Raw genomic sequence first — 11,880 nt, 5'->3', positions numbered from 1 at the left:
TGATATTGCTCAAGTGGAAGTGGATACCTTACACTGGGATATTGACTTTTACGCAAAAAATGCCCATGAGCAGCCACGCCCCCCTTGCATCGACGTGCCCGAATTGTGGCGCGTCGACCAGTGCCAATTATTGCGCCGTCTGTGGCCAGGAAACCCGCTTGCATGTCGCCAGCGCCGCCGAGTTCTTTCATGAATTCATCGGTCACTACGTGGCGCTCGAAGGCAAGCTGTGGCAGACCCTGTTGCTGCTGGTGACGCGGCCCGGGCGCCTGACCGCCGACTACATCGCCGGCCGCCGCGCCCGCTACGTGGCGCCCTTGCGCGTGTACTTGAGCTTGAGCCTGCTGTTTTTCGCGCTGCTCAAGTTCGGCCCGGGCGCGCATCTCGACCTCGGCCCCACCGATGCCGCCGCGCCAGCCGGCCAGGCCGTCGCCGGCCAGGGGACGGGTGAAAAGAACCTGCGCTTGTCGAGCGGGCTGACGGGGCTCAATCCCGCCTGGCAGAAACGGGTCGACGTCATCAACGCGATGCCGGCCGACCAGGTCGTTGCCAAGTTCAAGAGCACCTTCTTCAGCTATGTGCCTTACGCCATGTTCCTGATCATGCCCCTGTTCGCGCTGTACCTGCAGTTGCTGTACCTGGGGTCGGCACGCCGCTATGGCGAGCACATGCTGTTTGCCTTGCACAGCAATGCGTTCGCGTTCCTGATGCTGGGCCTGATCTCGGTGAGTCCGTGGGAGTGGCTGGGCCTGCTGCTGTTCTTCTGGCTGCTGGCCTACCTGCCGCTGGCGATGCGCCGCGTGTATGGCGGCGGCAAGCGGGCCACGCTGGCGCGCTGGCTGGTGTTGATGATGATGTATGGCTTCACCACCGTGACCGTCATCGCCGGCGTGCTGTTTGCCACCACGGTCATCCTGTAAGGCCGCGCGCGGCATGGGCGCCGCTTGCGGAAAACGCGGTGACCCAACTATACTGTGAATATATACAGTGAACCGCTGTTGCGAGGGCTTGCGGTCCACCGCCGATCCGTTTTGGGGTACTCTCCTGCGTATCGCCTTCCTCATCGTCGAGATTTCATGCCAGCAACGCCAGCAACGCCTACTTCGAAACACACCATCGCGCTGGTCGTCCGGCGCAACACGGATGGCATCGAGGCCCCCGTGCGGGGTCTGGTCTCCCATTTGCAGGAACTGGGTTACCACGTCGTGCTCGAAGCGGAAACGGCCAGCCACCTGCGCATCGACGGCATCGAGACGATGAGCGTGGCGCAGATCGGCGAGGCGGCCCGGGCCGCCATCGTCATGGGCGGCGACGGCACCATGCTGGGTATTGCGCGCCAGCTGGCGCCCTACGACGTGCCCTTGATCGGCATCAACCAGGGCCGGCTGGGCTTCATGACCGACATTCCCATCGAGCGCATGCTGCCCGTGCTCGACGAACTGTTGTCGGGCAAGTCGGAGGCGGAAAAGCGCACCTTGCTGCAAGCGCGCGTCCTGCGCGACGGCGCCGCCATTGCCAGCGGCCTGGCCGTCAACGACGTCGTCGTCGCCCGCGGCGCCGGCGCCGGCATGATCGAATTAAAAGTCACGGTCGATGGCCGCTTCATGTACAACCAGCGCTCGGACGGCCTGATCATCGGCACCCCCACCGGTTCGACGGCGTATGCGCTGTCGGCCGGCGGGCCGCTGCTGCACCCGGCGCTGGGCGGCATGGTGCTGGTGCCGATCGCCCCGCATGCGCTGTCGAACCGGCCCATCGTGATTCCCGATTCGAGCCGCATCGTCGTCGAGATCGTCAGCGGGCGCGATGTCAGCGTCAATTTCGACATGCAAACCTTTGCCAGCCTCGTGCACGGCGACCAGATCGTCATCGAGCGCTCGCCCAACACCATCACCTTTTTGCACCCGCAGGGCTGGAGCTATTACGACACCCTGCGCGGAAAACTGCACTGGAACGAATACCCGTCGGGCGACGGCAAGCTGACCTGATCGCACCCGGTCGATTGCCGCGCCACTTTGAACTTCTCCTCTTCCACTGATTCGAACCTGCATGCTGCGTACTCTGACCATCCGTGATTTCGTCATCGTCGACACCATCGAACTGGAATTTGCCAGCGGCTTTTCCGTGTTGACGGGAGAGACGGGGGCCGGCAAATCGATCCTGATCGACGCCCTGCAGCTGGCGCTGGGCGGGCGCGGCGACGCCTCGGTGGTGCGCGAAGGGGCAGCCAAGGCCGACATCAGCGCCGACTTTCAAGTCAACGGGCCCGCCCAGGCCTGGCTGGCCGCGCACGACTTCGCCCTCGACGAGGGCGGCGCGCTGTTGCGCCGCGTGATCGACAATGCGGGCCGCTCGAAGGCTTATATCAATGGCGGCGCCGCCACCGCCGCGCAATTGCGCGAACTGGGCGATCTGCTGGTCGACATCCACGGCCAGCATGCGCACCAGTCCCTGCTCAAGGCCGAGGCCCAGCGCGCCCTGCTCGACAACCAGGCCCAGCTGCAAGACCCGGCCGCCGCCCCGCTGGCGCTCGAGGTGGCGGCCCACTACAAGCAGTGGCGCGCGCTGCTGCGCCAGCGCGAGGCGTTCGAACGCGATGAAAAAAACGTGCTGATCGAGCGCGAGCGCCTCGAATGGCAGGTGGCCGAGCTCGACAAGCTGGCCGTCAAGCCGGGCGAGTGGCTCGACATCACCAACGAGCACAGCCGCCTGTCGCACGCGGCCAGCCTGCTCGAAGGGGCGCAGGAAGCGCTCGACGCCATTTCCGAGTCGGAGCAGCCGATCCTGTCGCAACTGTCCTCGCTCAACGCCAAGCTGGGCAAGCTGGTGGCGGTCGATTCCCAGTTACAAGGGGTGCTCGACTGCATGGAACCGGCCCGCATCCAGTTGCAGGAGGCGGTGTACGCGCTCAACGATTACCTCGACCGCGTCGAACTGGACCCGCAGCGCCTGCGCGCCGTCGATGCGCGCCTCGAAGCCTTGCACAGCGCCGCCCGCAAGTTTCGCGTGACGCCGGAAACCCTGCCGGAAGAACACGCCGCGCTGGCCGAAAAGCTGCTGGAACTGTCGGGCGCGTCGGACCTGGACGGCTTGCGCCTGCAGGAAGCGGCGCTGGCCGAGCGCTACCAGCAGGCGGCCGCCCGGCTCTCGGGCGTGCGCGCGGCTGCCGCGCACACGCTGGGTGAGCAGGTGACGGCGGCCATGCAAGAGCTGAGCATGACGGGCGGGCGCTTCGCGGTGGGGCTCAATCCGTCCGAGCCGAGCGCCGCCGGCCTCGAGCAGGTGGAGTTTCTCGTGGCCGGCCACGCCGGCGTGGCGCCGCGGCCGCTGGCCAAGGTCGCCTCGGGCGGCGAGCTGGCGCGCATCGCGCTGGCCATTTCCGTCATCACCTCCAACGCCACCACCACGCCGACCCTGATTTTCGACGAGGTCGACAGCGGCATCGGCGGCGCCGTCGCCGAGGTGGTGGGGCGGCTGTTGCGGCGCCTGGGCCAGCAGCGGCAAGTGCTGTGCGTGACCCACTTGCCGCAAGTGGCCAGCCAGGCCAACCAGCATTTCCAGGTGGCCAAGGCGACCACCGCGGCGGGCAAGACGGTCTCGCACATCGAGGTGCTCGACAACAAGGCCCGCATCGAAGAAGTGGCGCGCATGCTGGGCGGGGTGGAAATTACCGCCACCACGCGCAAGCACGCGCGCGAACTGCTGGCGTCCTGAGCAGGCCCCGCCGCGTAAATATCCGACAACACGGGCGCGACCCTATAATGGCATTCCCGCCGCCCTTATTGTCACCCCATGTCCTTCCGCAAAGAACCGCCTTACACCCACGGCACCGTCGCCCGCAGCGCCGTCGTGCTGGTCAACCTGGGCACGCCCGACGCGCCCACCCGGGGCGCCGTGCGGCGTTACCTCAAGGAGTTCCTGTCCGACCCGCGCGTGGTGGAAATTCCCCGCGCCGTCTGGTGGTGCATCCTCAACCTGATCATTTTGCCCTTCCGCTCGGGCAAGTCGGCCGCCAAGTACGCCACCATCTGGACCAGCGAGGGCTCGCCCCTGAAGGTGCACACGCAGGCGCAGGCCACCTTGTTGCGGGGCGCGCTGGGCGCCCGCGGCCATGACGCGCTGCGGGTGACGATGGCGATGCGCTACGGCTCGCCGTCGCTGCCCGAGGTGCTCGCCAAGCTGGCCGCCGAGCATTGCGAGCGCATCGTCATCCTGCCCGCCTATCCCCAGTATTCGGGCACCACCACGGCCTCGATTTCCGACGCCGTGTTCGCCTACTACCAGCAGGCCCGGAATGTGCCCGAACTGCGCATGGTCAAGCATTACCACGACCATGACGGCTACATCGACGCCCTCGCCGACAGCGTCCAGAATCACTGGGAAGCCAACGGCCGCGGCGAAAAACTGTTGATGAGCTTTCACGGCGTGCCCAAGCGCACCCTGATGCTGGGCGACCCGTATCACTGCGAGTGCTACAAGACGGCGCGCCTGCTGGCGGCCAAGCTGCGCCTGAGCAAGGACGAGTACATGGTCACCTTCCAGTCGCGCTTCGGCAAGGCCGAATGGCTGCAGCCGTACACGGCGCCGACGGTGATCGCGCTGGCGCAGGCGGGCTTGAAACGGCTCGACGTGATCTGTCCCGGCTTTACCAGCGACTGCCTGGAAACGCTGGAAGAAATCAATATGGAAGTGCGCGAGGATTTTATGAAGGCCGGCGGCAGCACCTACCACTACATTGCCTGCCTGAATGAAGAGCCGGCCTGGATTGCGGGGCTGGCCGAAATCGTCGAACAGCACCTGATCGGCTGGCCGACCATGATGACGGCCCAGCAGCGCGATGCCGAGCAGGCCGATGCCGATGCGGGCAAGGCGGTTGCGGTCAGCCTGGGGGCGACGCAGTAAGCTTGCGCAGCGCGCCTGCTACGTATGAAATAAGCAATAAAAATGCCGCCTGCTACAATGGCGGCAGACGTTTTACGTCAGTGCCAATTCTGCGTAGCAAATGCACGCCATCGCCAGCAGGGTATAAGCCAGCACGCTCAAGGTAAGAAATTGCAGTTTCATGATGGTCTCCCCGATGATTGCTTGTGCGGGTACGGCGCAAGCTTGCCAAATGCATAGTAGAGCGCCTACATCGCGGGGAAAGATTCTGATGCGTAAATTCTGTAACAACGCTTACAACTTCAGAAACATCTTCTTGAAATAATAACCCTTGAAACTGTAGGCGATAGCCCCATCTGCTGCGCATCGTGGCAATCATTGCGTGATTGTCGACCGCTAAGTATTTGATTTATAGGAGCTTTTCGATGCAAGACCAAGCAAGCCAGGACATGTCCCCCCCGAACGCCGACGGCGCCGAGCACGCTGTGACGCCAGAGAGCGCTCTGGAGCAACAGTTGACCGAGACCCAAGCGAAGCTGTCGGAAATGCACGACGCCTTCATGCGCGCCAAGGCCGAGGGAGAAAACATCCGTCGCCGCGCCCAGGAAGACATCAGCAAGGCGCACAAGTTTGCCGTCGAAAGCTTTGCCGAAGCCATGTTGCCGGTACGCGACAGCCTGGAAATGGCCTTGAAGGTCGACAATCCGACCATCGAATCGCTCAAGGAAGGCGTCGAAATGACGCTCAAGCAAATGGCCTCGGCGTTCGAGCGCAACAAGCTGGTCGAAGTGCTGCCGGCCGTGGGCGACAAGCTCGACCCCATGAAGCACCAGGCGGTCGCCGTTGTGCCAGCCGATCAGGAAGCGAACACGGTTGTCACCGTGCTGCAAAAAGGTTACATGATTGCCGATCGCCTGTTGCGTCCGGCCATCGTCACGGCAGCCCAAGCAAAATAAAAACAAGCTGCTGCGCTGCGCGCCCTTGAAAGCACGCAGTTCTTCCGCACATTTAGTACATCAAAATAACTTAGCGCCATACGGCACTTATAAAAGGAAAAAATCATGGGCAGAATTATCGGAATCGACCTGGGAACCACCAACTCCTGCGTCGCGATCATGGAAAATGGCCAGCCTAAGGTCATCGAGAACGCAGAAGGCGCGCGCACCACGCCGTCGATCATTGCGTACCAGGAAGATGGCGAGATCCTCGTTGGCGCCCCCGCCAAGCGTCAGGCCGTCACCAACCCGAAGAACACCTTGTTCGCTGTCAAGCGCCTGATCGGCCGTAAATTCGACGAGAAAGAAGTCCAGAAGGACATCGGTCTCATGCCGTATCAAATCATGAAAGCCGACAACGGCGACGCCTGGATCGGCGTGCGCGACAAGAAACTGGCGCCACCGCAGATTTCCGCCGAAGTGCTGCGCAAGATGAAGAAAACCGCCGAAGACTACCTGGGCGAAGAAGTCACCGAAGCGGTCATCACGGTGCCTGCGTACTTCAACGATTCGCAGCGTCAAGCGACCAAGGATGCCGGCCGCATTGCCGGTCTGGACGTCAAGCGCATCATCAATGAGCCGACCGCGGCCGCGCTGGCCTTTGGCCTGGACAAGACCGACAAGGGCGACCGCAAGATCGCAGTGTATGACCTGGGCGGCGGCACGTTCGACGTCTCGATCATCGAAATCGCCGACGTCGATGGCGAAAAGCAGTTCGAAGTGCTCTCGACCAACGGCGACACCTTCCTCGGTGGCGAAGACTTCGACCAGCGCATCATCGATTACATCATCGAAGAATTCAAAAAAATCAACGGCCTCGATCTGAAGAAAGATCCGATCGCCCTGCAGCGCATCAAGGCTTCGGCCGAGCGCGCAAAAATCGAATTGTCGTCGGCCCAGCAGACGGAGATCAACGAGCCCTACATCGCCATGGCGAACGGCGCGCCGGTCCACCTGAACCTGAAAATGACCCGCGCCAAGCTCGAGTCGCTCGTTGAAGAGCTGATCAACGCCACCATGGAGCCATGCCGCATCGCCATCAAGGATGCCGGCGTGAAGGTCTCCGACATCGACGACATCATCCTCGTCGGCGGCATGACCCGTATGCCAAAGGTGCAGGAAAAGGTCAAAGAGTTCTTCGGCAAAGATCCCCGCAAGGACGTCAACCCCGATGAAGCCGTCGCCGTGGGCGCCGCCATCCAAGGGTCCGTGCTGTCGGGCGAGCGCAAGGATTTGCTGCTGCTGGACGTGACGCCATTGTCGCTGGGTATCGAAACCCTGGGCGGCGTGATGACCAAGATGATCCACAAAAACACCACGATTCCTACCAAGTTCTCGCAAGTGTTCTCGACGGCCGATGACAATCAGCCTGCCGTGACGATCAAGGTGTTCCAGGGCGAGCGCGAAATCGCGGCCGGCAACAAGGGCCTGGGCGAATTCAACCTCGAAGGCATCCCGCCAGCATCGCGTGGCACGCCACAGATCGAAGTGACCTTCGACATCGACGCCAACGGCATCTTGCACGTGGGCGCCAAGGACAAGGCCACCGGCAAGGAAAACAAGATCACCATCAAGGCCAACTCGGGCCTGACGGAAGCGGAAATCCAGAAAATGGTGAAAGACGCCGAAGTCAACGCCGAAGAAGACCACAAGCTGCGCGAACTGGCCGAGTCGCGCAACCAGGCCGATGCGCTGGTGCACTCGACCAAGAAGTCGCTGACCGAATACGGCGACAAGCTTGAAGCGGGCGAGAAAGACAAGATCGACAGCGCCATCGCCGATCTGGAAACCTCGCTCAAGTCGGGCGACAAGGCAGACATCGACGCCAAAGTGGCAGCCCTGTCGGCCGCGTCGCAGAAGCTGGGCGAGAAGATGTACGCCGACCAGCAAGCACAGCAGGCAGCCGGCGGCGACGCTGGTGCCGGCGGCGATGCCGGCCAGCAAGCGGGCAACGCCAAGCAGGATGACGTCGTCGACGCCGACTTCAAGGAAGTCAAAGACGCCAAGTAATCGGGCCGTCAGCATGCTAAAAAGCCGAGCCGGTCACCCGGCTCGGTTTTTTGCTTATTTAAATACTAGACAGATAGACAGCGAGGTGCCGACAAATGGCAAAGCGTGATTTTTACGAGATCCTCGGGGTCGCAAAGGGTGCTTCGGAAGAAGAAATCAAGAAGTCGTACCGCAAACTCGCGATGAAATACCATCCGGACCGCAATCCGGACAATAAGGAATCCGAGGAAAAGTTCAAGGAAGTCAAAGAAGCCTACGAAATGCTGACCAACCCGGAAAAGCGCGAAGCGTATGACCGGTATGGTCACGCGGGCGTCGATCCGAACATGGGCGGCGGCGGTGGCTTCGGTGGCGGCGCGGGCGGTTTCGGCGATGCCTTCGGCGACATCTTCGGCGATATTTTCGGTGGCGGCGCAGGCCGTGGCCGCGGGGCCGGTCCCCAGGTCTACCGTGGCGCCGACTTGCGCTACAACCTGGAAATCACCCTCGAGCAGGCTGCGCACGGCTTCGACACCACCATCCGCGTGCCAAGCTGGGACAAGTGCGAGACCTGCCACGGCACCGGCGCCAAGCCGGGCACCGCGCCCGTCACCTGCACCACCTGTGCCGGTCACGGCCAGGTGCGCATGCAGCAAGGCTTCTTCAGCATCCAGCAGACCTGCCCGAAGTGTCATGGCAACGGCAAGGTCATCACCGACCCGTGCGCGCCTTGCGGCGGCCAGGGACGGATCAAGCGCAACAAGACGCTGGAAGTGAAGATCCCCGTCGGTATCGACAATGGCATGCGCATCCGCTCGTCGGGCAATGGCGAGCCGGGCACCAATGGCGGCCCGCCGGGCGACCTGTACGTGGAAATCCACATCAAGCCGCACGCCGTGTTCCAGCGCGAAGGCGACGACCTGCATTGCGAAATGCCGATTTCCTTCGTCAAGGCCACCCTGGGCGGCGAGATCGAAGTGCCGACCCTGTCGGGCAAATTGTCGTTCACGGTGCCCGAGGGCACCCAGTCCGGCAAGACGTTCCGCTTGAAGGCCAAGGGCATCAAGGGCGTGCGTTCAGGTTACGCGGGCGACTTGTTTTGCCACGTCCAGGTCGAGACGCCCGTCAAGCTCACCGACAAGCAGAAAGACTTGCTGCGCGACTTTGAAAAGCTCACTACCGAGGGCGGCGCCAAGCACAGCCCCCATAGCAAAGGCTGGATGGACAAGGTAAAAGACTTCTTCGAGTAAAATCGATCCCCAACCGCTGACGCGGGCACCCGCCCCCAGCGGTTTTTTTTCGCTTTTTTCGTTCACAGGATCACCATGACACAATCCAACACCGGTTTTTTGACCACGGAAGAATTATTCGAGCGCAACCGCACCTGGGCGGCCTCGATGGTGGCCGAAGACGAGGATTTCTTCAAAAGCCTGGCCTCCCAGCAGTCCCCCGAGTACCTGTGGATCGGCTGCTCCGACAGCCGCGTGCCGGCCAATGAGTTGCTGGGTATGGCACCGGGCGAATTGTTCGTCCACCGCAATATCGCCAACGTCGTCGTCCACTCCGATCTCAATTGCCTGAGCGTGCTGCAATTTGCCATTGATGTCTTGAAAGTCAAACACATCATCATTTGCGGCCACTACGGTTGTTCCGGCGTGCACGCCGCCATGACGAACCGCCGCGTTGGCCTGGCCGATAACTGGTTGCGTCACGTCCAGGATGTCCAGCAAAAACACGGCCGCTACATGGGCGAGGTCCTGCCGACCCAGCAGCGCGCCGATCGCCTGTGCGAATTGAATGTGATCGAGCAAGTGGCCAACGTCGCCCAGACGACCATCGTGCGCGACGCCTGGGAGCGGGGCCAGAGTCTGAGCGTGCACGGCTGGTGCTACGGCTTGCATGACGGCTTGCTGCGCGACTTGGGCATGAGTGTCAGTCACCACGAGGAACTGGCCGCGCGCATGGAAGCGCGGCTGGCCATTTACGCGACCGCGGACGGCGTCTGATGGGCGAGCTGCTGCGCCTGCGCGAACTGGTGCGCCAGTTCGTCGACGAGCGCGACTGGGACCAGTTTCATACGCCGAAAAATCTGTCGGCGGCCCTGTCGGTGGAGGCGGCCGAACTGCTCGAGCATTTCCAGTGGTTGCACAAGGGCGACCAGGCCGAGCTGGGCGAGCGCAAACTGACCCAGGTGCGGCACGAGATGGCCGATGTGCTGGTCTACCTGGTGCGGCTGGCCGACAAGCTCGATGTCGACCTGTTGAGCGCAGTGGAAGAGAAGATGGTGCTCAACCGGGCCAAGTATCCGGCCGAGCTGGTGCGCGGCGATGCCCGCAAGTACGACGAGTACAAAGACTGAAGCTGCCGGACCGGCAGCCTGCGCTGCCGGCCCGATTGACTACATGCCACCCATGCAGATGTACTTGATGACGAGATAGTCGTCCATCCCGTACTTCGAGCCTTCGCGTCCCAGTCCCGACTGCTTGACGCCGCCGAACGGGGCGATTTCGTTGGAAATGAGGCCCGTGTTGACACCCACCATGCCCGACTCGAGCGCCTCGGCCACGCGCCACACGCGGCCGATATCGCGCGAATAAAAATACGCGGCCAGGCCGAATTCGGTGTCGTTGGCCATGGCGATGACTTCGTCTTCCGTCTTAAAGCGGAACAGGGGCGCCAGCGGGCCGAAGGTTTCTTCCGTCGCCACCAGCATGGCGGACGTGACGCCCGTGAGCACGGTGGGCTCAAAGAAACTGTGGCCCAGCGCATGGCGCGCCCCGCCCACGGCCAGCGTGGCGCCCTTGGCCAGTGCGTCGGCAATATGCTGCTCGACCTTGCGCACCGCCTTCTCTTCGATGAGGGGCCCGGTGGTGACGCCCGCATCGACGCCATTGCCCACCTTGAGTTGCCTGACCGCCGCCACCAGTTTTTCGGCGAAGGCGTCGTAGACGCCGTCCTGCACATATAAACGGTTGGCGCACACGCAGGTCTGGCCCGCATTGCGGTATTTGGAGGCGATCGCCCCTTCCACGGCCGCGTCGATATCGGCGTCGTCGAACACGATGAAGGGCGCGTTGCCGCCCAGTTCCAGCGACAGTTTTTTGATGGTGGGCGCCGATTGCGCCATCAGCAGGCGGCCCACCGCCGTCGAGCCCGTAAAGCTCAGTTTGCGCACGATGGGATTGGCCGTCATTTCGCCACCGATGGCCTTGCTGTCGCCCGTGATGACGGAAAATACGCCTTTCGGCACGCCGGCACGCTCGGCCAGCACGGCCATGGCCAGGGCCGAAAACGGCGTCAGTTCGGCCGGCTTGACGACGATGGGGCAACCGGCCGCCAGGGCCGGGCCCACCTTGCGGGTGATCATCGCGGCAGGGAAATTCCACGGGGTGATGGCGGCGCACACGCCGATCGGCTCGCGCGTGACCACGGTGCGGCGGTCGGCCCACGGCGACTGCAGGGTGTCGCCTTCGACGCGCTTGGCCTGTTCGCCGAACCATTCGAGGAAGGAGGCGGCGTACGCCACTTCGCCCTTCGCTTCCGCCAGCGGCTTGCCCTGCTCGGCCGTCATGATGGCGGCCAGGTCGTCGGCGTTTTCCAGCATCAGGTCGTTCCACTTGCGCAAAATCAGGGCGCGCTCGCGCGCGGTTTTCTTGCGCCAGGCGGGCCAGGCGGCATGGGCGGCGTCGATCGCCCGGCGCGTTTCAAGCGCGCCCATGTGCGGCGCCGTGCCCACCGCCTCGCCCGTCGCAGGGTTGCTGACAGTAAAAGTGGCGGCATCATTGGCATCGCACCATGCGCCATCGATAAAGCACTGCTGGCGCAGCAAGGTCGGGTCGTTCAGCTTGAGCATGCGGTCCTCTTGGGTTGACTGTAAATAAACGGATACCGCCATGGTAGACCAATTCGCCGGGCGCGGTCGGCACGGCCGCTGGTGTTACGTGTTGGCATCAACGTGACTTTGCGCGTATGCTTTTGGCAAGAAACCGATCAGCCAATGATGCGCGCTATCCTT

Annotated in this window: 10 protein-coding genes; 9 read left to right on the top strand and 1 reads right to left on the bottom strand. The window is 62.9% G+C overall.

From position 1 onward, the window contains the following. Positions 1–65: 65 nt before the first annotated feature. The 9 genes from ACP7EY_RS01535 to ACP7EY_RS01495 all read left to right on the top strand — a co-directional run bounded on the left by ACP7EY_RS01535 (position 66) and on the right by ACP7EY_RS01495 (position 10,224). Complete coding sequence (locus tag ACP7EY_RS01535) at positions 66–920, top strand: DUF3667 domain-containing protein (protein WP_426189743.1); 855 nt, start codon at positions 66–68, stop codon at positions 918–920. 156 nt (positions 921–1,076) lie between these two features. After that, entirely contained in the window at positions 1,077–1,988 is a 912-nt protein-coding gene (locus ACP7EY_RS01530) for an NAD kinase (RefSeq protein WP_426189741.1), read from the top strand. Positions 1,989–2,049: 61 nt separating this feature from the next. Then, positions 2,050–3,714 (top strand): DNA repair protein RecN, encoded by a 1,665-nt coding sequence (gene recN / locus ACP7EY_RS01525; protein ID WP_426189739.1) that lies wholly within the window; start codon positions 2,050–2,052, stop codon positions 3,712–3,714. A gap of 78 nt (positions 3,715–3,792) precedes the next feature. Beyond that, positions 3,793–4,902 (top strand): ferrochelatase, encoded by a 1,110-nt coding sequence (gene hemH, locus ACP7EY_RS01520; RefSeq protein ID WP_426189738.1) that lies wholly within the window; start codon positions 3,793–3,795, stop codon positions 4,900–4,902. 404 nt (positions 4,903–5,306) lie between these two features. Next, positions 5,307–5,837 carry a nucleotide exchange factor GrpE gene (gene grpE / locus ACP7EY_RS01515; RefSeq protein WP_426189736.1) on the top strand — a complete coding sequence of 177 codons (531 nt, stop codon included), beginning with the start codon at positions 5,307–5,309 and terminating at the stop codon, positions 5,835–5,837. Positions 5,838–5,942: 105 nt separating this feature from the next. Beyond that, complete coding sequence (gene dnaK / locus ACP7EY_RS01510; RefSeq protein ID WP_426189734.1) at positions 5,943–7,886, top strand: molecular chaperone DnaK; 1,944 nt, start codon at positions 5,943–5,945, stop codon at positions 7,884–7,886. Positions 7,887–7,981: 95 nt separating this feature from the next. Next, complete coding sequence (gene dnaJ / locus ACP7EY_RS01505; protein WP_426189732.1) at positions 7,982–9,115, top strand: molecular chaperone DnaJ; 1,134 nt, start codon at positions 7,982–7,984, stop codon at positions 9,113–9,115. Positions 9,116–9,190: 75 nt separating this feature from the next. Further along, positions 9,191–9,871 (top strand): carbonate dehydratase, encoded by a 681-nt coding sequence (can, locus tag ACP7EY_RS01500; RefSeq protein ID WP_426189730.1) that lies wholly within the window; start codon positions 9,191–9,193, stop codon positions 9,869–9,871. Continuing rightward, a complete protein-coding gene (locus ACP7EY_RS01495) occupies positions 9,871–10,224 on the top strand; it encodes a nucleotide pyrophosphohydrolase (protein ID WP_426189728.1) in 354 nt (117 codons plus the stop codon). The genes can and ACP7EY_RS01495 overlap by 1 nt, the downstream gene beginning before the upstream one ends. Positions 10,225–10,263: 39 nt before the next feature. Here the strand turns inward: ACP7EY_RS01495 and ACP7EY_RS01490 are convergent, their stop codons facing one another. Then, positions 10,264–11,718, bottom strand: coding sequence for an NAD-dependent succinate-semialdehyde dehydrogenase (locus tag ACP7EY_RS01490; protein ID WP_426189726.1), 1,455 nt, complete (start codon positions 11,716–11,718; stop codon positions 10,264–10,266). Between the last annotated feature and the right edge of the window lie 162 nt (positions 11,719–11,880).

Source organism: Massilia sp. DWR3-1-1, from assembly GCF_049898325.1.
In the GTDB taxonomy this organism is placed as follows: Bacteria; Pseudomonadota; Gammaproteobacteria; order Burkholderiales; family Burkholderiaceae_D; genus JAFCUW01.
Note: the sequence above shows the minus strand (reverse complement) of the source record. Positions and strands in the feature narration are given on the sequence as shown.